This is a genomic window from Aureimonas sp. SK2 (genome assembly GCF_029813115.1).
In the GTDB taxonomy this organism is placed as follows: Bacteria; Pseudomonadota; Alphaproteobacteria; order Rhizobiales; family Rhizobiaceae; genus Aureimonas.
In genome coordinates this window covers 305,475-328,665 of record NZ_JAPZDS010000002.1, presented here as the reverse complement: position 1 = coordinate 328,665, position 23,191 = coordinate 305,475, and the positions used below count along the sequence as shown (strand labels likewise).

General features: G+C 69.7%; 26 protein-coding genes. 8 read left to right on the top strand and 18 right to left on the bottom strand.

Features of this window, described 5'->3' with window-relative positions; genetic code table 11:
• Positions 1–108 precede the first annotated feature (108 nt).
• From O5O54_RS04080 to rpmI, 16 genes are all read right to left on the bottom strand, one after another.
• On the bottom strand, positions 109–1,122 hold the full coding sequence (locus tag O5O54_RS04080) for a sulfate ABC transporter substrate-binding protein (RefSeq protein WP_279479141.1): 1,014 nt from the start codon (positions 1,120–1,122) through the stop codon (positions 109–111).
• Between the two features lie 159 nt (positions 1,123–1,281).
• Positions 1,282–1,902, bottom strand: a complete 621-nt coding sequence (locus tag O5O54_RS04075; RefSeq protein ID WP_279479139.1) for a 2,3-bisphosphoglycerate-dependent phosphoglycerate mutase — start codon at positions 1,900–1,902, stop codon at positions 1,282–1,284.
• A gap of 35 nt (positions 1,903–1,937) precedes the next feature.
• Complete coding sequence (dapB, locus tag O5O54_RS04070) at positions 1,938–2,750, bottom strand: 4-hydroxy-tetrahydrodipicolinate reductase (protein WP_279479137.1); 813 nt, start codon at positions 2,748–2,750, stop codon at positions 1,938–1,940.
• 14 nt (positions 2,751–2,764) lie between these two features.
• Positions 2,765–4,561, bottom strand: a complete 1,797-nt coding sequence (locus O5O54_RS04065; RefSeq protein WP_279479427.1) for an ABC transporter ATP-binding protein — start codon at positions 4,559–4,561, stop codon at positions 2,765–2,767.
• A 72-nt stretch (positions 4,562–4,633) separates the two neighbouring features.
• Complete coding sequence (locus tag O5O54_RS04060) at positions 4,634–5,209, bottom strand: Uma2 family endonuclease (RefSeq protein ID WP_279479135.1); 576 nt, start codon at positions 5,207–5,209, stop codon at positions 4,634–4,636.
• 113 nt (positions 5,210–5,322) lie between these two features.
• The gene (locus tag O5O54_RS04055; protein WP_279479133.1) at positions 5,323–6,348 is read right to left on the bottom strand and encodes a glucokinase; all 1,026 of its coding nucleotides are present in this window, start codon (positions 6,346–6,348) and stop codon (positions 5,323–5,325) included.
• Positions 6,349–6,439: 91 nt separating this feature from the next.
• The gene (gene mepA / locus O5O54_RS04050; RefSeq protein ID WP_279479131.1) at positions 6,440–7,531 is read right to left on the bottom strand and encodes a penicillin-insensitive murein endopeptidase; all 1,092 of its coding nucleotides are present in this window, start codon (positions 7,529–7,531) and stop codon (positions 6,440–6,442) included.
• A gap of 103 nt (positions 7,532–7,634) precedes the next feature.
• Complete coding sequence (locus tag O5O54_RS04045) at positions 7,635–7,994, bottom strand: hypothetical protein (RefSeq protein ID WP_279479129.1); 360 nt, start codon at positions 7,992–7,994, stop codon at positions 7,635–7,637.
• Between the two features lie 30 nt (positions 7,995–8,024).
• Entirely contained in the window at positions 8,025–9,011 is a 987-nt protein-coding gene (locus O5O54_RS04040) for a Gfo/Idh/MocA family oxidoreductase (RefSeq protein ID WP_279479127.1), read from the bottom strand.
• Positions 9,012–9,037: 26 nt separating this feature from the next.
• Positions 9,038–11,452 (bottom strand): phenylalanine--tRNA ligase subunit beta, encoded by a 2,415-nt coding sequence (pheT, locus tag O5O54_RS04035; protein WP_279479126.1) that lies wholly within the window; start codon positions 11,450–11,452, stop codon positions 9,038–9,040.
• 36 nt (positions 11,453–11,488) lie between these two features.
• A complete protein-coding gene (locus O5O54_RS04030; RefSeq protein WP_279479124.1) occupies positions 11,489–11,905 on the bottom strand; it encodes a hypothetical protein in 417 nt (138 codons plus the stop codon).
• A 74-nt stretch (positions 11,906–11,979) separates the two neighbouring features.
• On the bottom strand, positions 11,980–13,032 hold the full coding sequence (locus tag O5O54_RS04025) for a glycosyltransferase family 2 protein (RefSeq protein ID WP_279479122.1): 1,053 nt from the start codon (positions 13,030–13,032) through the stop codon (positions 11,980–11,982).
• 10 nt (positions 13,033–13,042) lie between these two features.
• A complete protein-coding gene (gene pheS / locus O5O54_RS04020) occupies positions 13,043–14,125 on the bottom strand; it encodes a phenylalanine--tRNA ligase subunit alpha (RefSeq protein WP_279479120.1) in 1,083 nt (360 codons plus the stop codon).
• A 112-nt stretch (positions 14,126–14,237) separates the two neighbouring features.
• Entirely contained in the window at positions 14,238–15,074 is an 837-nt protein-coding gene (locus tag O5O54_RS04015; RefSeq protein WP_279479117.1) for a serine/threonine protein phosphatase, read from the bottom strand.
• Between the two features lie 210 nt (positions 15,075–15,284).
• Positions 15,285–15,701 carry a 50S ribosomal protein L20 gene (gene rplT, locus O5O54_RS04010; RefSeq protein ID WP_279479114.1) on the bottom strand — a complete coding sequence of 139 codons (417 nt, stop codon included), beginning with the start codon at positions 15,699–15,701 and terminating at the stop codon, positions 15,285–15,287.
• Between the two features lie 39 nt (positions 15,702–15,740).
• A complete protein-coding gene (rpmI, locus tag O5O54_RS04005) occupies positions 15,741–15,941 on the bottom strand; it encodes a 50S ribosomal protein L35 (protein ID WP_182084094.1) in 201 nt (66 codons plus the stop codon).
• A 272-nt stretch (positions 15,942–16,213) separates the two neighbouring features.
• Between rpmI and O5O54_RS04000 the strand changes: the two genes are divergently transcribed.
• Positions 16,214–16,930, top strand: a complete 717-nt coding sequence (locus O5O54_RS04000) for a hypothetical protein (protein ID WP_279479106.1) — start codon at positions 16,214–16,216, stop codon at positions 16,928–16,930.
• A gap of 69 nt (positions 16,931–16,999) precedes the next feature.
• Here O5O54_RS04000 and infC read toward each other — a convergent pair whose 3' ends face one another.
• Positions 17,000–17,539, bottom strand: a complete 540-nt coding sequence (gene infC / locus O5O54_RS03995; protein ID WP_279479425.1) for a translation initiation factor IF-3 — start codon at positions 17,537–17,539, stop codon at positions 17,000–17,002.
• A gap of 203 nt (positions 17,540–17,742) precedes the next feature.
• On the opposite strand from infC, the gene O5O54_RS03990 reads away from it, so the two are divergent.
• The 7 genes from O5O54_RS03990 to yacG all read left to right on the top strand — a co-directional run bounded on the left by O5O54_RS03990 (position 17,743) and on the right by yacG (position 22,216).
• A complete protein-coding gene (locus O5O54_RS03990) occupies positions 17,743–18,525 on the top strand; it encodes an alpha/beta hydrolase (RefSeq protein WP_279479104.1) in 783 nt (260 codons plus the stop codon).
• Between the two features lie 260 nt (positions 18,526–18,785).
• On the top strand, positions 18,786–19,400 hold the full coding sequence (locus O5O54_RS03985; protein WP_279479102.1) for a transglutaminase-like cysteine peptidase: 615 nt from the start codon (positions 18,786–18,788) through the stop codon (positions 19,398–19,400).
• 41 nt (positions 19,401–19,441) lie between these two features.
• A complete protein-coding gene (locus tag O5O54_RS03980) occupies positions 19,442–19,600 on the top strand; it encodes a hypothetical protein (RefSeq protein WP_279479101.1) in 159 nt (52 codons plus the stop codon).
• 96 nt (positions 19,601–19,696) lie between these two features.
• The gene (murA, locus tag O5O54_RS03975; RefSeq protein WP_279479099.1) at positions 19,697–20,986 is read left to right on the top strand and encodes a UDP-N-acetylglucosamine 1-carboxyvinyltransferase; all 1,290 of its coding nucleotides are present in this window, start codon (positions 19,697–19,699) and stop codon (positions 20,984–20,986) included.
• A gap of 171 nt (positions 20,987–21,157) precedes the next feature.
• Positions 21,158–21,376 carry a translation initiation factor IF-1 gene (gene infA, locus O5O54_RS03970; RefSeq protein ID WP_055892241.1) on the top strand — a complete coding sequence of 73 codons (219 nt, stop codon included), beginning with the start codon at positions 21,158–21,160 and terminating at the stop codon, positions 21,374–21,376.
• A gap of 7 nt (positions 21,377–21,383) precedes the next feature.
• Complete coding sequence (locus O5O54_RS03965; RefSeq protein ID WP_279479091.1) at positions 21,384–22,016, top strand: Maf-like protein; 633 nt, start codon at positions 21,384–21,386, stop codon at positions 22,014–22,016.
• A gap of 5 nt (positions 22,017–22,021) precedes the next feature.
• Complete coding sequence (gene yacG / locus O5O54_RS03960; RefSeq protein ID WP_279479089.1) at positions 22,022–22,216, top strand: DNA gyrase inhibitor YacG; 195 nt, start codon at positions 22,022–22,024, stop codon at positions 22,214–22,216.
• Positions 22,217–22,313: 97 nt separating this feature from the next.
• On the opposite strand, the gene O5O54_RS03955 is transcribed toward yacG, so the two are convergent.
• Complete coding sequence (locus tag O5O54_RS03955) at positions 22,314–23,042, bottom strand: TerC family protein (RefSeq protein WP_279479088.1); 729 nt, start codon at positions 23,040–23,042, stop codon at positions 22,314–22,316.
• Positions 23,043–23,191 lie beyond the last annotated feature (149 nt).

The window sequence follows — 23,191 nt, the reverse complement described above, 5'->3', positions numbered from 1 at the left end:
GGCGATGGACGGGCGCTGGCGCTCCGCAGAATAGCGCGGCAGGCCGGCGCGCGATACCGCCGGCTTGCCGCGCCAGATGTCCGGCGCTGGGCTGAGGGTGTACGATCGTCAGTTGGCGGGCTTGTAGATCTGGTCGAAGATACCGCCGTCGCCGAAATGCTCGGGCTGCGCCTTGGCCCAGCCGCCGAACTGGGCGTCGTCGATCTTCACGAGTTCCACCTGCGGGAAACGCTCCAAGAGCGCCTTGTCGGTCACCTTCTCGGGCTCGGACGGGCGGTAGAAGTGCTTGGCCGAGATGGTCTGGCCTTCCGGCGAGTAGAGGTAGTCGAGATAGGCCTTGGCGACCTCCGTCGTGCCCTTGGCGTCCGTGTTGCCCGGGACGAGGGCGACCGGGGGCTCGGCGAGGATCGAGATGGAGGGTACGACGATCTCGAACTGGTCGGGACCGAGCTCCTCCAGCGCCAGGAAGGCCTCGTTCTCCCAGGCGAGCAGCACGTCGCCGATGCCGCGCTGGACGAAGGTCGTGGTGGAGCCGCGCGCGCCGGTGTCGAGCACGGGCACGTGGCGATAGACGTCGCCGACATAGGCCTTCACCTTCTCGACGTCGCCGCCGTATTCCTTGTTGGCCCAGGCCCAGGCGGCCAGGTAGTTCCAGCGCGCGCCGCCCGACGTCTTGGGATTGGGCGTGATCACCTGGACGCCGTCCTTGACGAGGTCGCCCCAGTCGTTGATCGCCTTCGGATTGCCCTTGCGCACCAGGAACACGATGGTCGACGTGTAGGGCGAGGAATTGTGCGGCAGGAGGGTGCGCCAGTTTTCCGGGATCTTGTCCGTCGCCTTGGCGACCGCGTTGATGTCGGCTTCGAGCGCCAGCGTCACGACATCGGCGTCGAGGCCGTCGATCACGGTTCTTGCCTGGGCGCCGGAGCCGCCATGCGACATGCGCACGGTCGGCGCATCCTTGCCTTCCGCCTTCCGGTGCGCGGCGAAGGCCGCGTTGAAGTCGCGGTAGAGCTCGCGCGTCGGATCGTAGGAGACGTTGAGGAGGGTCTGGGCCGAGACCGGCAGGGCCAGCGCCATGAGCGCGGCGGCGGCGATTCCAAGCGACAGGGACAGACGCATGTGCGGGGGTTCCTTTCCGGCCTCGGGACCGAGCTTCGATGGAAAGAAGCTAACGGTGCCGACGAGGCCGGAACAGGAACGATCTACTAAATCCGGTCACGTTATGGACAATTCGATGTCGCGCGGCCGGCCCTGCGCAAAGCCGGCCGCGCGAGGCGATCAGGCGGATAGGACGTCCTTGGAGGCGACGGAGGAGTCCGCGTTGAGCCGGTAGACGATGGGTACGCCCGTCGCGAGTTCCTGCGCGACGATTTCCTCGCCGGACAGGCCGTCGAGCGCCATGATCAGCGCGCGCAGCGAATTGCCGTGCGCGGCGACGATCACGGTGCCGCCCGACAGCACCTTCGGCTGGATGCGATGGATATAGTAGGGCCAGACGCGCGCGCCCGTGTCCTTCAGGCTCTCGCCACCCGGCGGCGGCACGTCGTAGGACCGGCGCCAGATGTGGACCTGCTCCTCGCCCCACTTCGCGCGGGCGTCGTCCTTGTTGAGGCCAGAGAGGTCGCCGTAGTCGCGCTCGTTGAGCGCCTGGTCGCGGTGGGTCTCGATCGACCCCTGGCCGAGCTCGCCCTCGATCAGCGCCAGCGTGCGCTGGGCGCGCGACAGGACGCTGGTGAAGGCCACGTCGAAGCGCAACCCCGCCGCCTTCAGCCGGCGGCCGGCGGCGCGCGCCTCCTCGACGCCCTGCTCCGTCAGGTCCGGGTCGCGCCAGCCGGTGAAGAGGTTCTTGAGGTTCCAATCGCTCTGCCCGTGGCGGACGAGGACGAGGGTACGGGACATGGCTTCAAGCTCCCTTGCTGAATCGTACGAGAAAATCAGAGGCCGAGGACGTCGCGCATCGAGTAGAGACCGGGCGGCCGGTCCTTGGCCCAGAGCGCTGCGCGCAGAGCTCCGCGCGCGAAGATCGCCCGGTCCTCGGCGTGATGGGCCAGCGTGATGCGCTCGCCCTCGCCCGCCAGGATCACCTCGTGGTCGCCGACCACCGAGCCGCCGCGCAGCGTGGCGAAACCGATCGTTCCTTCCGGTCGGGCTCCGGTGTGGCCGTCGCGCGAGCGGACAGCGGAGGCGGCGAGATCGATGCCCCGCCCTTCGGCCGCCGCCTGCCCCAGCAGCAGCGCCGTGCCGGACGGCGCGTCCACCTTGTGGCGGTGATGCATTTCCAGGACCTCGATGTCGAAGGCGTCCGGCCCCAGCGCGCGCGCCGCCTGCTCCACCAGGACAGCCAGAAGATTGACGCCGAGGCTCATGTTGCCGGACTTCACGATCCGCGCGCCGACCCGCGCGCTCTCGGCGATGGCCGCGTTGTCCTCCGCCGAGCAGCCAGTCGTGCCGATGACGTGCACCAGCCCGCGCCGTGCCGTCTCGCGCGCCAGCGCGACGCTGGCGGCGGGCGCGGTGAAGTCGATCACGCCGTCGGCGCCCGACAGTGCGGCGTCGAGATCGTCGGTCACGGGAATGCCGAGATGCCCCGCCCCGGCCAGCTGGCCGGCATCGGTGCCGAGCGCGATCGAGCCCGGCCGCTCCAGCGCGGCGGATACCTGGAGGCCCGGCGCCTCGTGCACGAGGCGCACCAGGGTGCGCCCCATCCGGCCCGCCGCTCCCAGAATCACCAACCGCATCGCGTCCATCGCCCCGCTCCCTTTCAGTCCACCATCTCGCCAGCGCCCGACTGGAGCGCATGGAAGCGCGCATAGAGCCCGCCCTCGCGCCGGATCAGCTCCGCATGGCTGCCGCCTTCGACCACGCGCCCGCGGTCGACCACCAGGATCTGGTCGGCCCCGACGATGGTGGACAGGCGATGGGCGACGACCAGCACGGTGCGCCCCTTCATCGCCTCCTCCAGCGCCCGCTGCACCAAAACCTCCGAGCGCGAATCGAGTGCCGAGGTCGCCTCGTCCAGTACCAGGATCGGGGCGTCGCGCAGCAGCGCGCGGGCGATCGACAGGCGCTGGCGCTGGCCGCCCGACAGGGTCGCGCCGCTTTCGCCGACCGGCGTCTCGTAGCCGAGCGGCTGGGCGAGGATGAACTCCTCCGCCTGCGCCCGGCGTGCGGCCGCCTCCACGGCGGCGTCGTCCGCCTCCGGCCGGCCGAAGCGGATGTTGTCGCGGATCGTGCCCTCGAACAGCACCGGCTGCTGCGGTACGTAGGAGATCTGGGTCCGCAGCGAGCGCTTGGTCACGGCGCGGATGTCCTGCCCGTCGATCAGGATGCGTCCGGAGACCGGATCGTAGAAGCGCTCCAAGAGCGCGAGAACGGTGGACTTGCCGCCGCCCGAGGCGCCGACCAGCGCCGTGGTGCGGCCGGCCGGGGCGGTGAAGCTCAAGCCCCGGATCACGTCCTCGCCGCCGGCATAGGCGAAGCGCACGTCCTCGAACACGACCTCGCCGCGCGAGACGACGAGCGCCTTCGCGTCGGTTGCGTCCTGCTGCCGGGGCGGCTCGTCCAGGATCTCGTAGATCATGCGCGCGTTGACCAGCGCCTTTTCGAGCTGCACCTGCAGCCGCGCCAGGCGGCGCGCCGGGTCGTAGGCGAGGAGCAGCGCCGTGATGAAGGCGAACATGGCGCCCGGCGAATAGCCGTAGACGATGGAGCGGTAGCCCGACCAGGCGATCACGGCGGCGACCGCGAGGCCCGCCACCGTCTCCGTCACCGGTCCCGAGCGCTCGGTGATCACGGCGATGCGGTTGGAGCGCTCCTCCGCCTGGCGGATCAGCCCGTCCGTGCGCTCGCGCAGGAGCTCCTCCATGGTGAAGGCCTTCACCACTTGGATCCCTTGCGCCGTCTCCTGCATGGAGCCAAGCACCCGCGAATTGAGGTCGACCGACTGGCGCGTCGCTCTGCGCAGCTTGCGCGACAGGCCGGCGATCATGATCGCGATCGGCGGGCCGGCGGTCAGCGCGATCAGCGACAGGACCCAGTCCTGCCAGAACATCGCCCCGATCAGGAAGATCAGCGTCAGGAGATCGCGGGCGATGGAGGTGACCGTGAGGTTCAGCGTCTCGCGCACGCCCGTCACGTTCTGGTTGATCCGGGCGGCGAGCTGGGCCGAGCGGTTTTCGCCGTAGAAATCGACCGAGAGCTCGGTGAGGTGCGCGAAGAGCCGGCGCTGGTAGCGCGCCACGATGTCGTTGCCGATCCGCGCCAGCACCACGCCCTGGCCGTAGGATGCGAGTCCGCGCACCAGGAAGGAGACGAACACCGCGAAGGGGAGCGAGAACAGGACCGCGCGGTTGCCCTCGACGAAGATCTCGTCGATCACGTCGCGCATGATCCAGGCGAGGAACGCCGTCGAGAGCGCCACGAGCACCAGGCACACGCTGGCGAAGGCATAGCCGCGAATATGCTCGCGCCCGTTCTCGGCGAAAATGCGCTTCAGCAGCCGCAACGCCTCGCCGCGCTCGGCCCCGTCGGACAGCGACAGGCTCTTCTTCGTTCCGATCAACGCCACCCACCTTCGTTCGGCGGCTCTATAGCCTGTCGGCGCGGGGATGAATACGGGTCGGAGCGAAACCTATCCAGCGTCCTCCACGAGCCGCAGCTTCGGCAGGGCGGACGGTTCGACCGTATCGTAGACGTCGCGGAGCGCCAGCGTGGCGCCGATCTCGGGAAGCTCGACGGATTGACCGATGTCGTCGTACTTCTCGACCTGCCAGATGCCTTGCGCGTCGCGTCGGTAGAGCTTGGCCAGAACGACGTCCGGCTCGACGAGAAGGATCAGCGCAATGTCGCCGTGTCCGCGATATTCGTCCAGCTTGTCGGTGGCATCCAGGGTCGAGGTGCTGGGAGAGGAAATCTCTACGACCAGAACGGGCTTGGACGCCTCCAGGGCATTCGGATCGCGCGGTCCGCAATCGACCACGATGTCCGGGTACCGCACGCCCTGCGGGCTGGTTCGCACAGAAGTGTCGCTGGCGGTCGTTCGACATCCGCCGCGCTTGGTCTGCGGAAGCAATGCGGCAAGGATGTTGGCCGCAACGACGTTGTGGCTCTGCTTGGCCCCGACCATCATGCGCACGATCCGGCCGTCGACCAGCTCGAACCGCTCGCTCTGGCCGACGACCCACCGGAGAAACTCGTCCGCTGTCACGCGATCATGCCGAGGAACTGCCAACGCCAACCCCACTTCGCCGATTGTCTGCCGCGAAGATAGGCCGAACTTGACGGCCATTCAAACCGGGCCGGATCCGGCTCGGCACGCCCTCACTTCACCCAGCGCCGCCCCGCCGTCTCCAGCCCGTAGAAGCGCGGGGTGCGAGCGAAGGCGGCGAGCCCCGCGAGCGCGGCGAGAGGTTGGGTGATCACGAAGAGCGGGATGTCGCGCAGGAGCGCCTCGTGCGGCGCCTTGTCCTCGAAGGCGGCGCGCATCTCGGGCGCCTGGATGATCGGGATGATGCGCTGGAAGATGCCGCCGGCGATATAGACGCCGCCGCGCGCCATGAAGAGAAGCGCGAGATCGCCGGCCAGCCGCCCGAGATAGACGGCGAAGAGCTGGACCGCCTCGACCGACTGCCGGTCGCGCCCGTTGATCGCCGCCTCTGTCACCGAGGCCGGCGTCGCGTGGGTCGCCTCCGCGCCGTCGGCGGCGCAGATGGCGCGGTAGAGGTTGACGAGGCCGCGCCCGCACAGGATCTGCTCGCCCGAGACGCGTCCGCCGATCGTCTCCAGATGAGGCCATATGGCGGCATCGCGCGCCGTGCGCGGTCCGAGATCGACATGGCCGCCCTCGCCGGCCACCGGGATCCACATCTTGCGCGCCCGCACGAGGCCCGCGACGCCGAGACCCGTACCCGGCCCGACCACGACCCGGCTTGCCCCCTCGCGAACCGTGCCGCCGCCGATGGCCTCGCGCCCGCTTTCCGGCAGCGCGGATACGGCGAGCGCCTGCGCCTCGAAATCGTTGAGGACGATCACCTCCTCGAAGCCGAGCTCGTCGATCAGCGTGCGCGGGCGCACGACCCAGGGGCAGTTGGTGAGGTCGATCTCGTCGCCGTCCACCGGACCGGCGATGGCGAGCACGGCGGTTGCCGGGCGCACGGAGGTCTTGTCGAGGACGGCCGCCTGGATCGCGTCGTCGATGTTGGGAAAGTCGGCGGTCTGGACGACGGGAAAGGCCTTGGGCTCGGCCAGCGCGTCGAGAAGCAGGGCGAAGCGCGCGTTGGTGCCGCCGATGTCGCCGATCAGGATGGGAAACTTCAGGACATCGGTGCTGTCGGCGGTGTGGACCATGGGACACCCGTCTAATCGTTTGAAGTCCGCCATAGCATCGGCTTGCGTCCGGCAAAAGACGGACGCGGCGTGTTTTGCCGGTGGGGTCCGCTCAGCCGCCCGGCCGGAAGCGCGGCATGGGCAGGCGGCCGTCGTCCGGCACGGCCGCAGGGGGAACGGGGGCGGCCATGGCCGGCCGGGCGGCGGGGGCCGGTTCGGGCGCCAGCGCCATCGGGGCACCGGCATCGAAGCCGTCCGCCATGGCGGGAGCCGGGGGCGGCGGCGCTGCCGCGCGTGCGGGGGCGGCGACGCGCGTCGTCGCCGCGTCCGGCTGCTTCAGCACGGCGGCGCAGGCGCGCGGCAGGGCGGACAGGAAGATCGGGGGCGGCTTCTTGTAGGGCTTGGCGTTGGGCGGCGGCGGCTGGAGCGCCACGTCGAACCACCAGTCCAGCTTGTCGCAGCCGTCGCCCTTGCCGGTCGATTCCTGCGGCTCGCAATTGGGCGAGCCCGGCTGGCAGACCATGCGGACATGGAAGTGGTAGTCGTGGCCGTACATCGGCCGCACCTTGTTCAGCCAGGCGCGGTCGCGCCCCGCGGTCTTGCAGAGCTTTTCCTTGATGCCGGGATGAACGAAGATCCGCTCCACCTCCGGCTCCCGGGCGGCGGTGCGGATGAGCTTCATCATCTCCGGGCGCCAGCGCCGCTCGTCGATGTGGCGGGTGCGCTTGTCGATCACGGAGGGGAGCGGCATGTTGTCCCGCTCGTCGTCCGACAGGCGCCGGTTCGGCATCTCGGTCAGGTAGATGTCGGCGTCAAGGCCGATCTGGTGCGAGGCGTGGCCATCTTTCATCGGTCCGCCGCGCGGCTGGGCCATGTCGCCGAACAGGAGCCCGCGCCAGTTCGCCTCGCGCCGGGCGTCCACCGAGAGGCGCTGGAGCAGGGCGATCATGGCGGGATGGGCATAGGCGCGGTCGCGCGAGGGCTTCATCACCTGCCAGGTCGGCCCGTCCTTGGGCATCTCCATACCGCCGGCGAGGCACCCCTTGGAATAAAAGCCGATGCTCTGCGGCGCGGCGGCCGAGGGGGCGCGCTCGGCCGAGAAGAGGTCCTTCGCCGCCGGCTCGGCCCGCGCGGCGGCGGTGAGCGCCACGCAAAGCGCCAGCCCCACCCCCAGGGCCTGTCCGAGCCTCACCGATCCAGCCATGCGTCGAGCCCTCCGTTCGGCTCCGATCAGCCCGACAGATCGGCCGAAACTAAGGCCGACAATGTGCCTGGAGCTTGCGTGGGCATGGGAGGACAGCCCGACCTCAGGGCAGCAGCCGCGCGAGCGGCGGACAGACGGCGGCGGCAAACAACAGGATCGGCCCGAAGACGACCAGAAACAGCGACCACCGCAGAAGACGCAAGACGACGAGAAGGCCCGGCCGTCCCCAGCGCCGCGCCAGGCGCCCCGCCAACCAGAGAAGCGCCATCGCGGGCGCATAAAGGAGAAGGGCGACATAGCCCCTGAACCACCAGGACGCTTCGAGCTCGGACGGCGACAGGTCGCCCGGTGTCCCGAGCGCCCAGAACGCCCAGGCGAAAGGCAACGCGAGGACCGCGAAGCCCGGCAGGAGGTCCAGACCCCGGCCCAAAGCCGCCGGAGAATGGGGATGCTCGTCCCGCATCGCGCCGCCGAGGCCGAACAGGCCGGCCGGTCAGACCGCGACGGATCCGCCGGCCTCCGCCGAAGCGTAGAAGGCGTCGATCACGCGCTGGTTGCGGACCGATTCCTCCAGCGTGAACAGGGTCTCGCCCGAACCCGCCACCGCCCGCGCGAAGGCCTCGGCCTGGAGGCGGTACTGGTCGACGCCGCCGAAGCGCGCGGTCTCGACAGTCGCATGGCTGCGGTCGTGGAGGTGGACTGCGGCCTGCGCGTAGAGCCCCGCGTTGAAGGGCGCGTCCAGCTCGATGAAGCCGTCGGTGCCGTGAAAGACCATGGTCTGGCGCGCGGCGAGCTGCGTGGCGACGTAGAAGCTGAGGCGGAAACCTTCGAATTCGACCTCGCATTCGGCGAGGATGTCGGTGCCGAAGCGCGGGTCGCGCTCGATCCGCGCGCGGGCCGACATGCCTTCCAGCCCGGTGACGAGGCGCGTCGCGACCACAGGATAGACGCCGATGTCGGGCAGCGCGCCGCCGCCGAGATCGATCTGGTTGCGCATGTTGGTGGGGTCGTCGTTGAAATAGGAAAAGGCGCCCTGGACCAACCGAAGCCGGCCGATCCGGCCGGCCTCGATCCATTCGCGCACCTTCGCCCATTGCGGGTGGTGGCGTACCATGAAGGCCTCCGCCACGGTCACGCCCGCGCGGTCCCGCGCCGCGATCACGGGGGCGATGTCGGCGGCGTGCAGCGCCAGCGGCTTTTCCACGAGCACATGCTTGCCGGCATCCGCCGCCTTCACGGCCCACTCGACGTGGCTGGCCGTCGGCAGCGGCACATAGACCGCGTCGATGTCGGGACTGGCGAGCAGCGCCTCGTAGGAGCCGAAGGCGCGGGGCGCGCCGAAATGGCGCGCCAGATGCTCGGCCCGCGACGCGTCGCGGCTGGCGATGCCCTCCAGGACGCAGCCCTCCGCCTTCAGGAGTGCCGGAATGACATGCTCGCGGGCGATCTTAGCGCCCGACAGAATTCCCCAACGCAGCATCGCCGCCTCCCCTCTTCCTTATGCCGTCAGGCGCGCAGGCGCCCGCCGGTCGCCTTCTCCACGGCGGCCACGATCTTTCTCGATGCCGCCTCGAGGTCCTCGTCGGTCAGCGTCTTTTCGGCCGGCAGGAGCGTCACCTCGATCGCGATCGACTTGGCGTTCTCCCCGAGCGCGGCGCCCTCGAACACGTCGAACAGGCGCACCTCGCCGATCAGCTTGCGGTCGGCCCCTTCCGCGGCGCGGATCAGCTTGATGGCCTCGACGCCGCGATCGACCACGAAGGCGAAGTCGCGCTTCACGGGCTGGAAGGGCGAGAGCTGAAGGACGGGCTTGGTGCGCGTCGCCTTGCGCTTGCCCTCCGGCACCTCGTCGAGGAACACTTCGAAGCCCGCCGCCACGCCGGAAACGCCGAGAGCCTTCAAGGCGCGCGGGTGGAACTCGCCGAACTCGGCGAGCACGGTCTTCGGACCCAGCTTGATCTTGCCGGAGCGGCCCGGATGATACCAGGCGCTCGCCGGCGTCTCGAACTGGAGGCGCTCGACCGGCACGCCGACGGCTTCGAGAACGGCCAGCGCATCGGCCTTGGCGTCGAACACGGTGACGTTGGCGGCGTTGCCCGCCCAGTCGCGCCCCGCGCCCGCATGGGTCGCCGTGCCCCGGCGCACGCCGCCGGCGACGCGCGCCTGGCCGTCCGGCTCGTCGGAACGGTAGATCGAGGCCACCTCGAAGAGCGCGAGATCACCATGCCCGCGCTGCGCGTTGCGCTGCGCCGCCTGAAGGAGGTTCGGCAGCAGCGAGGGGCGCATGTCCGAAAGGTCGGCCGCGATCGGGTTCTCGAGGCTGAGATGGGTCTCCCCGCCGCCGAAGGCGCGGGCCGCCTCGGCCGAGACGAAGGAATAGGTCACGGCTTCGGCGAGGCCTCGCGCTGCCAGCGTGCGGCGCGCGGCGCGGTCGCGGATCTGGCGCGGCGTGAGGATGCGCCCGTTGACACCGGCCATGGCCGGTAGCGGCTGGGGCACGATGTGGTCGACGCCGACGAGGCGCATGACCTCTTCCACGAGGTCGGCCTTGCCCTCGATGTCGGGGCGCCAGGACGGCGCGGTGACGAGGGCGTGGTCGCCCCGCTCGTCCACCGCGAAGCCGAGGCGGGTCAGAATCTCGACCTGCCGCGCCGTCTCGACGGTCAGGCCGGTCAGGCGCTCGACCTCGGAGAAGGGGAAACGGATGGGCTCGACTGCCTCGACGCGCGCCGGCGTGACCGTCGCCTCGCTCGGCGTTCCGCCGCAGAGCTCCATCACCATGCGCGTTGCGAGCTCCAGCCCCGGCTCCATGAAGGCCGGATCGACGCCGCGCTCGAAACGGTAGCGCGCGTCGGTGATGATCCCGAGCGAACGGCCCGTGCGGGCGATGTCGATCGGCTCCCAGAGCGCCGATTCGATGAGGACGTCCACCGTGCCCTCGTCGCAGCCCGAATGCTCGCCGCCCATGATGCCGGCGATCGATTCCGGCCCCTTATCGTCCGCGATCACGCAGACCTTGGGGTTCAGGGCGTGCGTGCGCCCGTCGAGACCGAGGATCTCCTCGCCCTCGCGTGCCTGCCGCACCACGAGGCTGCCCGCGACCTTGGCGGCGTCGAAGACGTGGAGCGGGCGGCCCCGGTCGAAGGTGACGTAGTTGGTGATGTCGACCAGCGCATTGATCGGGCGAAGGCCGATCGCCTTGAGACGCTTCTGCATCCACTCGGGCGACGGGCCGTTCTTGACGCCCGACACGCGGCGCAGCGCGAAGCCGAGGCAGGTCGGGCTCTCGACGTGGACGGAGACCGGGCAGGACCCCTGCCCCGCCACGGGCTCCAACGCGCCGGCCTTCAAGGTGCCGAGGCCCGACGCCGCGAGATCGCGCGCGATGCCGTGGACGCTGGTGGCATCCGGCCGGTTGGGCGTCAGGTTGATCTCGATCAGCGGATCGGCGAGCCCGGCATAGTCGGCGAAGGCCGTGCCGACCGGGGCGTCCTCGGGAAGATCGATGATGCCGTTGTGCTCGTCCGAGAGTTCCAGCTCGCGCTCGGAACACATCATGCCGAAGCTCTCGACGCCGCGGATCTTGCCGACGCCGAGCGTCACGTCGAGGCCGGGCACGTAGGTGCCGGGAAGGCCGAGCACGCCGACGAGCCCGGCACGCGCGTTCGGCGCGCCGCACACGACCTGCAGCGGCTTGCCCTCATTGACGTTCGGCCCGGCATCGACGGTCAGCACCTGCAGCTTGTCGGCGTCCGGGTGGCGCCGGGCGTCGAGGACGCGCGCGATGGTGAAGGCGCGCATGGCGGCCTTGTCGTCCAGCGATTCCACCTCGAGGCCGATCGCGGTGAGGCGGTCGGCGATCTGGTCAAGCGTGGCGTCGGTGTCGAGATGGTCCTTCAGCCAGGACAGGGTGAACTTCATGACGGGCTCGGATGTCTGGAACGGAGAGGTCTGGGATCAGGTGCGGTCGGCGACGTCGTCGGCCGCCCGGCGCACGAGGCCGCTGGTGTGGACGAAGCGATAGACCGAAAGGGCGACCAGCGCGAAGACGAGGTTGAGGACGAGAAGCGTCGTCAGCGTCTCGGTCGAATCGAAGGCGAACTTGGCGATCACGGTGGGCAGGAGGATGCCCACGGCGAGCGAGCCGAGGACGGCGGGCGTCGCGGGCAGGTTGCCGTAGAGCACGGCGAAGATCGCGACGGTGACGAGGGCGAGGACATAGACCGAGGCCGAACCCGCGATCGCGCCGAAGGCGACCGACAGGAACAGCCAGCCGAAGACGGCCGACACCAGGGTGCCGATGATGGCGCCCGCGATCACGGACACGGTCTCCACCACGGCGGAGCGGGCGATGCCGGTGGCGGATCGGGCCATGATGCGTCTCCTCGGGCGGTGGATGGCATGGGTCGGGCGGGTCGCGGCTGTGATGCCCGCCTTTGCGCCCGGGGTCAAATGGAGCGGGGCTCGCGCAAGTCCTGCATGAAGCCGCGCGCGACGAACTCTTCCGAACTGCCGACCTGCATCGAACCGGGATACCGGAGGGAAAGATCCGGGTTGAACGCGCCGGACGCGGCGATCTCGGCATAGAAGACGCCGCCGCCGAAATGCTCGCCTTCCTGCGCCAGGCGTGCGAACTCGGCGACGGAGGCGGCCGAGAACTTGAAGTGGAGGAGCACGCCGTGAACGGCCGAGAAGTTGCGCGCGATTGGCAGCGGGCCGTGGATGGAGGAGCCGTTCTCCTGCGTGGCCTCGTCCACGAAGATCACCGGAAACTTGGTCAGCCGAATCCGGTTGCCGAAGAGGCGCGTGCGCGGGCCGCCGCGCACGGCGAGCGTGAACTTCTCCGCCGCGATCTCGTAGCCCTCGCCGTCGATCAGCGGCGAGACGTCGAGCGGGTGGCGGTGGCGCGCGGGGTCGTAGACCGCCTTGCGCAGCGGCCCGTCGGGGTAGAGGTCGAGCATGGGCGCAAGGCCGCGCTTGAGGCCCGCACGCTCCAGATCGCCGATGAACTCGCGGAGGCTTCGCGTCTCGCAGCCGGGAAAGAGCAGGAACTCGTCGGCATCGACGTTGAGATACCAGCGCCCCCGCCCGTAGCGGGTGAACAGGGCGTCGCGCCAGACCCGGCCGTAGACCGCCGCGCCGTAGGTGACGTTCGAGGTGAAGAGATCGACGTCCGCCTCGCCCGCCAGCAACTCGGCCGTGCCGTCGTCCGACCGGTCGTCCACGAAGACGAAGCGGGTGACGCCGAGGCGGCGATAATGGTCGAGAAAGGCCGGAAGATAGGCGGCCGAATTGCGCACCGTGCAGACGAGCGCGAGATCGTCCGGCCCCAGCGGCCGCTCGGGGCTCACCGGCGCCAGCGTGATCCCATCCGCGGGCTTCGCCCGGCGGCGGTAGCGGCGCTCGCGAAGGGCGAGCGCCAGCCTCTGCCAGGGCGACAGGCGCGCCATCGCCGCCCAGTCGGCGGGATCGCGCACCGGATAGCGGAAGCGGCGGGCCATGGCGGCCCCTTTACGCGCTGAGGCCCGCGAACAGCGTCGGCATGTCGAGCGGGCGGAAGCCGTAGTGCTCGATCCAGCGGATGTCGGCGTCGAAGAAGGCGCGCAGATCGGGCATGCCGTATTTCAGCATGGCGATGCGATCGATGCCCATGCCCCAGGCAAAGCCCTGGTATTCGTCCGGGTCGAGCCCGACGCCGCGCAGGACGTTCGGGTGCACCATCCCGCAGCCGAGAATCTCCATCCAGTCGTTACCCTCGCCGAAGCGCACCTCGGAGCCGGAGCGGTCGCACTGGATGTCGACCTCCATGGACGGCTCGGTGAAGGGGAAGAAGCTCGGCCGGAAGCGCATGTTCAAGGACGGCACCTCGAAGAACGCCTTGCAGAACTCCGTCAGCACCCACTTCATGTTGGCGATGTTGGCGGACCTGTCGATGACGAGCCCTTCCACCTGATGGAACATCGGCGTGTGGGTGGCGTCCGAATCCTGCCGGTAGGTCTTGCCGGGGATGACAATGCGGATCGGAGGCTTCTGCGCCTCCATCGTGCGGATCTGGACGGGCGAGGTGTGGGTGCGCAGGAGCTTGCGCTCCGCTCCGTCCTTCGCCTTCAGGAAGAACGTGTCGTGCATCTCGCGCGCCGGGTGGCCTTCCGGGAAGTTCAGCGCGGTGAAGTTGTAGCGGTCGGTCTCGATGTCCGGTCCCTCCGCCACCGAGAAGCCCATGTCGGCGAAGATCGCCGTGATCTCGTCCACGACCTGGGAGATCGGGTGGATGCGCCCGCGCGAAACTGGCGAAGGGCGCACGGGCAGCGTCACGTCGAGCGTCTCGGCGGCGAGCCGTGCCTCGATCGCCGCGTCGGCCAGGCGCTCGCGCTTGGTCGTCAGAGCCTCCTGCACCCGGTCGCGCAGGCCGTTGAGCTGCGGGCCGACCGTGCGGCGCTCCTCGGCGTCCATCTTGCCGAGACCCTTGAGGAGCTCGGAAATCTCGCCCTTCTTGCCCAGCGCGGCGAGGCGCACGGCCTCCAGCGCGGCCTCGTCGGCGGCGTCTTCCACGTCCTGGAGATAGCGGGCTTCGATCGCGGACAGGTCCGTCACGGCGGGTCCTCACGGGCAGGCGGCAGGAAGCCGGGCGCGGCGACCCGCCCCGGCGGCGCCTGTCCTACAGCATCGGTCCGGGAAGCAAAACGCTTTTCGCGCGCCGATCGCCTCAGCGGATCGGCAGGCCCGCCTCCGCGCTCCAGGCGGGCACGACGGCCGGCGCCTCCGTGCCGAGAAGTTCGCGCAGGCAAAGGGTGGCGCCGACATAGCGGCGCAGGTCCTTGCCGGCATGGAGGCGCAGGAGAAGCCGGCCGAGCGCCAGCGTCCAGGATGCGCGCCCGAGATGGACGGACAGGCGCGGGGCGACGCCGGCCGGCGCGGCCTGACGATAGGCCGCGAGCGCCCGCGCGGGCGTCCCCTCGTCCATCGCGCGCTCGCAGACCTGGAGGAAGAGAAGCCAGAGGTCGCGCGCCTGCGCGTCGAGAAGCGGCATGACGGCCTCGGGCTCCTCCTCGAAATCGAACCAGACGATTTCCCCGTCCTCCCCCGGCGCGGTATCGCGCGGGTGCGGACGACCATGGCAGAGCCCGGCGGCGTGGATCCGGCCGAGGGAGGCGGCGAGCGCCACCAGAAGCGCGTCGTGCCCGGCCGCATCGCCCGCGCGGCGAAGCCGCTTCAGGACGGCTTGGCCGTCCGGCCCGGCATCGGCCGTGGCCAGCGCCTCCGGCCCGGCGGCGGACAGATCGGGAACCGCGATGCCCGCCGCGCGGAACGCGGCACTCTTGCGCCATTCGCGCGCCATCAACCCGCGCGCGCCCAGAAGCGGCGAAGCGCTCCAGATGCCGACCGGCAGGAAGGCGGACAGGACGGCATGCAGGCGCCGGCCGAAGGGGATGCCCTCGGCGCCGAAATGCTTCACGAAGACGCAAGCGCCATCAGTGCCGGGCGCGCGCAGCACGCGCCCGCCCGCACCCGTCGCCGTCCCGCTTTCTTCCAGCGCCGCCACCCGATCGTCTCCGCACCCGTACCGTCGGAGAACCTTCACTCCTGGCCGGCGGAGCGTTCAACGGCTTCGTGTCGAGAGCGGAACGGTTGTCGTGCGACTGTCATACAAAAGTCACAAAACCGATGCGCCCGGAGGTCGCCGGACGCAAAAAGGCCCGCGACGGCGTCCGTCGCGGGCCTTTGGGAATCGGGCGATCCGGGATGCGCTGCCTCAGGCGGCGCGCTTCTCGCCGACGGCGCGGGCGTGAGCGGTCTCGCTCTCGTCCTTGATGTAGCCGAGCGCGTTGCGCGACTGCTCGACGAGGGCCGCGAAGGCCTCCGGCTCGTGGATCGCGATGTCCGAGAGCACCTTGCGGTCCACCTCGATGCCGGCCTTGTTGAGGCCGTCGATGAAGCGGGCGTAGGTCAGGCCGTGCTCGCGCACGCCGGCGTTGATGCGCTGGATCCACAGGGCGCGGAAGTTGCGCTTCTTGACGCGGCGGTCGCGCGTGGCGAACTGCTTGGAGCGATCGACGGCCGCCTTGGCGGCGCGGATCGTGTTCTTGCGACGGCCGTAGAAGCCCTTGGCAGCCTTCAGGACCTTCTTGTGCTTGGCGTGGGACGTAACGCCCCGCTTGACGCGTGCCATGATCTTATCTCCTTGAAATCTTTGATAGCCCGACCGCGATCAGCGGTTGTAGGGCATGTAGATCTTGACGATCTTGGCATCCGCCTCGCTGAGGATCATCGTCCCGCGCGAGTCGCGAATGAAGTCGTTGGAGCGCTTGATCATGCCATGGCGCTTGCCGGCGGGACCCGCCTTGACCTTGCCCGAGGCGGTCATGCGGAACCGCTTCTTGGCGGCCGACTTGGTCTTCATCTTGGGCATTTTGCTCTCCTCGATCGGAAATCGTGCCCCGCAGCGCCCGCCCCGAGGGACGGCCGCATCAAATCCCATGGAAGGATCGGAGGCCACGACAGCATCAGAACCGGCACGGCATGCCCTGCCGGCCGGTTCGCGTGAACGGGCGGCTTATACAGACGAGGGGCGCGGCGCGCAAGGCGCCATTCGGCCTCCGCCCTCAGGGGCGGGATTGATCCTTCGCAAAGGATTGCGTGCGATCGTTTTGCCGTCAAACGACGGACTTTCCGGCCATTTCCATGTTCCGCACCCCCCATCCCGCCGGGCCGCGCGCCGCCCTGGCCCTCCGCCTTGCCGAAGCGGCCCTGGCGCCCGGCGGCTGGACGGCCGTGGCCGGGACGTTGGAAGCGGAGTTCGGGCTTGCGCTACGCTTCGAGCCGGAGGCTGCGGACGGCCGTTCGGGGAGACCCGGCGACGCATGCTGCCGCCTGCCCGTCCCCGGCCTCGGCGCCTGGAGCGTCGACCCGCCGGCGCCTGGGAGCGCGGCGGACCCTTTCGCTCTGCCGCTCGCCGAAATCCTGGGTTTCGCCACCCGTCTGGCGGAGGGGCTGCCGCTCGAAGCGGCCGAAGGACAGGCGGCGCTCGATCCCCTGCCTTACGCGACGATCCTTCTGGACGGCGAGGCCCGCCTCCTCTTCGCCAACGCCGCCGGCGAAGACCTCCTGAGGAGCCGGCGCCTGTTCCTTCCCACCCGGCCGGGCACCCGGCTGCGGGCCGCCGACCGCGGCGCCGACGAGCGGCTGGAGGAAGCGATCGCCGGCATCCTCGAAGGCGACGGCGCCGGCTCGCACTGGCCCATGCGCCGGCCGGACGCGGGGTCGCACTTGGCGATCCGCCTTCGCCCGATCGGCCCGGTGCGCGCCCGTCCGGGGGCGGCCCGCCTGCTTCTGACGCTGCGCGCCATCGGAGCCGCGTCCGCCATGCCCGCTGCAGCGGACGACAGCCGCCGACCCTGAACGCGAAAAGGGGCGGCCCGTCCCGGCCACCCCTTTTTTCGTGCTGCGGGATCGAGCGATCCCGGCGCCTCACCCTTTGGGAGCGAGCACCATCATCATCTGCCGGCCCTCGAGCTTGGGCTCGGCCTCGACCTTGGAAATCTCGGCCGTCTCCTCGCGGACGCGGTTGAGAAGGCGCATGCCGAGTTCCTGGTGGGCCATCTCGCGACCGCGGAAGCGCAGCGTGACCTTGACCTTGTCGCCCTCGTCGAAGAAGCGGCGCACCGCCTTCATCTTGGTCTCGTAGTCGTGATCGTCGATGTTGGGACGCATCTTGATCTCTTTGACCTCGATGGTCTTCTGGCGACGACGCGCCTCGGCGGCCTTTTTCTGGCCCTCGTATTTGAGCTTGCCGAGATCGAGGATCTTGCAGACCGGCGGCACGGCGGTCGGCACGATTTCCACGAGGTCGAGCCCGGCCTCCTCGGCCAGCGCGAGCGCCTCCTGGGTGGGGATCGCCCCCCGGTTCTGGCCGTCCGCGTCGATCAGCTGAACCTGGGGAACCCGGATCTCCCGGTTGGAGCGCGGCCCCTCCTTCTGGGTGGGCGGCGCACGAAATGGTCTGCGAATGGTCGTTGACTCCGGCTGTTGACGTTCGACTCTCTGGTCACGAAATCCCGGCTCGGGGCGGACGGGGATCGATGCGCGCGACGGCGCGGCGCAGCCCTTCCGCCCAGAGACTGAAGCCTCATATAACACGCCCCTCCCCCGATTTCACGCCGGGAACGAGAAAAAAGGCCCAGATTCAGCCACAGCCGCGCCATGGAGGCTTGATGACCGACGCTCCCGCCGCCCGCTTCGAGACGGTGCCCCATTCGGGCGAGCGCCTCGCCTATCTCGCGGTGGAGGGTCGCGGCGGCGGCCCGACGCTGGTGTGGCTCGGAGGCTTCCGCTCCGACATGCGCGGCACCAAGGCCGAGGTCCTCTCCGGCCTTTGCGAGCGCGAGGGTTTCCCCTTCCTGCGCTTCGACTATTCCGGCCACGGCGAATCGGAAGGAACCTTCACGGACGGCACGATCTCCGGCTGGACGGAGGACGCCGCCGCCATGATCGCCGCCCGCACCGCCGGCCCGCTCGTCCTCGTCGGCTCCTCCATGGGTGCCTGGATCGCGCTGCGCCTCGCCGGGCGCCTTCCCGGCCGCATCCGGGCGCTCCTGCTGCTGGCGCCCGCGCCCGACTTCACCTCCCGGCTGGTCGAGCCGAAGCTCACCGCCGAGGACCGCGCGGCGCTTGCGCGCGACGGCTTCGTCGCCGAGCCCTCGCCCTATTCCGACCAGCCGACCATCTATACCGCCAAGCTCATCGCCGACGGCATGGCGGCTTCCGTCATGACCGGCCCGATCGCTCTCGACATGCCCATCCACATCATCCAGGGGATGGAGGATCCCGACGTGCCCCATACCCACGCGCTGGAGCTGGTCTCGCTCCTGCCCTCGGCCGGCGTGACGCTGACCCTCGTCAAGGACGGCGACCACCGCCTGTCGCGGCCGGAGGATCTTGCCCGCATGGAACGGGCGGCTCTCGCCCTCGCCAGAGGGGACGGACCCGCCGCCTGAAGCGGCATCGAAGGCTCCGTGGCAATTCGACGACGCCCGCGTGACGTTTGCGCAACAGCCCTTCCGGGGGACGCCCGGCGGCCCGAAATCCCTCCGGCAAAGGGCTTGGCGCCGTCCTGATATTTTTCCGGAGCGCCCCTCTTGCCGCGCCGGAGCTGGCTCCTAACTTGTCATACCCTTTTGGGTGATTGACAGCATACGGCACTGCACACACGATACCCGACGAGCGAGGACGGGTCGCTCGTTCGACGGAGATCGTGATGGTTTTTCGGCGCTTTCTCGGCGCGACGGTCGTGCTCTGCCTGCAGTCTGCCGCGTGTCTCGCGGCCGGCATGGCGCCGGGCGGCCCCAGCATGGTGGTCGGCGGCCCGACCAAGCAGCCGCACGGCCACTACGCCTACTGCCAGCGCCAGCCCGCCGAATGCGGCCCCAATGCCGACCCCTCGAAGGCGCCCCCGGCGCTGGACGCCGCCCTGATGCGCACGGTCGCGCTCGTCAACACGGCGGTCAACAGCGAGATCACCGCCGCCAGCGACCAGGACCTCTACGGCCAGGAGGAGTTCTGGACGCTTCCGACGAGCGCCGGCGACTGCGAGGACTACGCTCTCCTGAAGCGCGCCAGGCTGCACGAGGCCGGCATTCCGCTGTCGGACCTGCTTCTCACCGTGGTGCGCAAGGTCGACGGAACGGGCCATGCGATCCTGACGCTGCGCACCGCCGCCGGGGACTTCGTGCTGGACAATCTCGACTGGCGCGTCCGGCGCTGGAACGAGGTGCCCTACCGCTTCGTCAAGCGCCAGTCGGAAGCCCATGCCGGCCGCTGGCTGGAGATCGAGAGCGGGCCGGAGCCGCTGGTCAGTTCGGTCTCGCGCTAGGAAGCGACAGGCGGCCGGCTTTGCGCTAAGAGCCGGCTTCCATGAGCAAGCTCTTCTCCTTCCTGATCATCCTGGTGATGGTCCTCCAGATCATCCGCCCGCTCGGCCTGCCGGGTCTGAAGCGGCGCGGCGACTTCTGGAAGCTCGCCATCGGCGCCATGGTCGTGTTCGGGCTGGACGTCCTCCTGCGCCCTCACTGAACGCCGCGAATTTGATCGGCGCGGAGGGCTCGTGTAGGACACGCGCTTTGACACACCCGTCGGCCCCTCCCCGTCGGCCAAGGCGCTGGAATCCTCATGGATCGAATTCGCATTCGCGGCGGCAACGCCCTCAACGGCACGATCCCGATCTCGGGCGCCAAGAACGCGGCGCTGCCGCTGATGATCGCCTCGCTGCTCACCGACGACACGCTGACGCTGGAGAACGTGCCGCATCTGGCCGATGTCGAGCAGCTCATCCGCATTCTCGGCAACCACGGTGTCGACTACACCGTGTCGGGCAAGCGGCTGGCCACCCAGGCCACGTCGGGGCGCACCATCCACTTCACGGCCCGCACCATCGTCGACACGACCGCTCCATACGAGCTCGTGTCCAAGATGCGCGCGAGCTTCTGGGTGATCGGGCCGCTGCTCGCCCGCTGCCACAAGGCCCGCGTCTCCCTGCCCGGCGGCTGCGCCATCGGCACGCGGCCGGTCGATCTCTTCATCGACGGCCTCAAGGTGCTCGGCGCCACGATCGACATCGACGCCGGCTACATCGTGGCCGAGGCCAAGGGCGGCCTCGTCGGCAACCGCTACACCTTCCCCAAGGTCTCGGTCGGCGCGACGCACGTCCTGATGATGGCCGCCTCGCTCGCCAAGGGCCAGACGGTGATCGAGAACGCCGCGCGCGAGCCGGAGGTGGCGGACCTCGCCGCCTGCCTCAACGCGATGGGCGCCAAGATCTCGGGCGCCGGCACCTCCACGATCACGATCGACGGCGTCACGGCGCTCTCGGGCGCACGCCACCGCGTCTTGCCCGACCGGATCGAGACCGGCACCTATGCCATGGCGGTCGCCATGACCGGCGGCGACGTGACGCTGGAAGGGACCCATTCCGACCTCCTCCAGACCGCGCTCACCGCGCTCGGCGACGCGGGCGCCGAGATCACCGACACGCCGAACGGGTTGCGGGTCGTTCGCAACGGCAACGGCATCCGCCCGGTGGACGTCGTCACCGATCCGTTCCCCGGCTTCCCGACCGACCTCCAGGCGCAGTTCATGGCGCTGATGACGCGCTCGGACGGCGTCTCGCACATCACCGAGACGATCTTCGAGAACCGCTTCATGCACGTGCAGGAACTGGCGCGGCTCGGCGCCAAGATCTCGCTCTCCGGCCAGATGGCCCGCGTCGAGGGCGTGCCCCGCCTCGTCGGCGCGCCGGTCATGGCGACCGACCTTCGCGCCTCCGTCAGCCTCGTGATCGCGGGGCTCGTCGCCGAGGGCGAGACGGTGGTCAATCGCGTCTACCATCTCGACCGCGGTTTCGAGCGTCTGGAAGAGAAGCTCGGCGCCTGCGGAGCCGAGGTGGAGCGCATTTCCGGCTGATTCGGCGCGCTTCGGGCGGCAGGAAGCAGCGTGAGGCTTGCTTTTTGCCGCGCGAAATCCGATCTAGGGCGCGAATTCACCCATTGACGAGGCCGCCCCGCATGGCGGCCCCAGGTTCTTAAGGGGAGGACGCCGGGGGCGTCCGGCCCCGCAACGAGGTCCGATACCCGCATGGCGAAAGAAGAAGTTCTCGAGTTTCCCGGCACGGTCACCGAACTGCTGCCCAACGCGACCTTCCGCATCAAGCTCGAGAACGACCACGAGATCATCGCCCACACGGCGGGCCGGATGCGCAAGAACCGCATCCGCGTGCTGACCGGCGACAAGGTCCTCGTCGAGATGACGCCCTACGACCTGACCAAGGGCCGCATCACTTACCGCTTCAAGTAAGGTGGCCATGCCGGACGTGCCGCACAGCGCGCTGGTGCTGGCCTCCGGGTCGCCGCGCCGGCTGGAGCTGCTCCAGCAGGTGGGCATCGAGCCTGCGCGCCTTCTCGCCACCGACATCGACGAGACGCCGGAGCGGTCCGAGCATCCGCGCTCGCTCGCCAAGCGCCTGTCGCGCGCCAAGGCTCTGAAGGCGCACGAGGCGCTCGCCGCCCGCGGCGAAACGCGGGACACCTATGTGCTCGGCGCCGATACGGTGGTCTCGCTCGGCCGGCAGGTGGTCCCCAAGGCCGAGATCGCCGAGGACGCGGTCACCAACCTCCGCCTCCTGTCGGGCCGCGCGCATCGCGTCTTCACGGGCGTCTGCGTGGTCACGCCCGGCGGCAAGGCGCGCCAGCGCCTGGTCGAGACGCGCATCCGCTTCAAGCGCCTGTCGCGCGACGACATCGACCGCTACATCGAGAGCGGCGAGTGGCAGGGCAAGGCGGGCGGCTACGCGATCCAGGGCCTGGCCGGCGGCTTCGTGGTGCGCCTCGTCGGCTCCTATTCCAACGTCGTCGGCCTGCCGCTCTACGAGACCCTGTCGCTCCTCACGGGCGAGGGCTTCGTCCTGCCCCGCCCCGGCGCCGCCAGTCTCGCCTGAGCCGCATGAGCGCCGACGTCAAAGGCCTGCGCCCGACGCGCAAATGCCCCGAATGCGGCCGCCCGTCCGAGCGGGCGACCTTTCCCTTCTGCTCGCCGCGCTGCAAGGACGTCGATCTCCATCGCTGGCTGTCCGGCGCCTATGTGATCCCCGGCCCCGAAGGCGAGGGCAGCCCGCCGGGCGAGGACGACCGCCTCTGACGAAGGCGCATGAAAAAGCCGGCGGGCCGAAGAGATCGGCCGCCGGCTTTTTCGCGTCCCGGAGCCCGCCTCGAGGAAGCGGGCCTCCCGTTGCTCTTTACTGCGCGGGGGCCGGCATCGTGGCCGGCGCGCCCTCGCCCTGGCCCGCGCCGCCCGGCAGAGCGGGATGGGCCGTGTCCTCCACCGCGAAGGGGATGTATTCGCCGACCGGCGGATAGACCTGCACGAGGCCCTTCAGCACCATCTCCACGGCGACGAACAGGATCACGGCGAGACCGACATAGGCGATCCAGCGGTGACGGTTCAGGAGCTTGGCGATGAAGTTGGCGGCGAACGCCATCAGCGCGATCGACAGGAGCAGGCCGAAGGCCAGCAGCGTCCAGTGATGGCCTTCCGCCGCGCCCGCGACGGCGATGACGTTGTCGAGCGACATCGACACGTCGGCGACGATGATCTGCATGGTCGCCTGCGCCAGCGTCTTGCGCGGCTTGGCCCCGCCGGCGCCGTCGAGTTCGGCGGCGCCTTCGGCGTCGTGCTCGGGGGCGCGCAGCTCGGTCCACATCTTCCAGCAGACCCAGAGGAGAAGCAGGCCGCCGGCGAGCAGCAGGCCGACAATGGCCAGGAGCTGGGTGGCGACCACCGTGAAGGCGATGCGCAGGACCGTGGCGGCCGCGATGCCCCAGAAGATCGCCTTCTTGCGCTGGTCGGCCGGCAGGCCGGCGACCGCGAGGCCGATGACGATCGCGTTGTCGCCGGCCAGCACCACGTCCATGATGATGATCTGGCCCAGCGCCAGCCAGCCTTCGGGTGTCAGGAGTTCGAACATGGGGGCCTTTCCCGCGTGTCGGCGGATGACGGCGACCACGACAAGCGAGAAACCGAAGGACGCGCGGCTGGTGTTCAGTCGGCGGACGGGGCTCGCAAGCGACGGGTCGCGAGGTGAGAATTCGTCCGCCAGTCCGACATCGCAGCCGC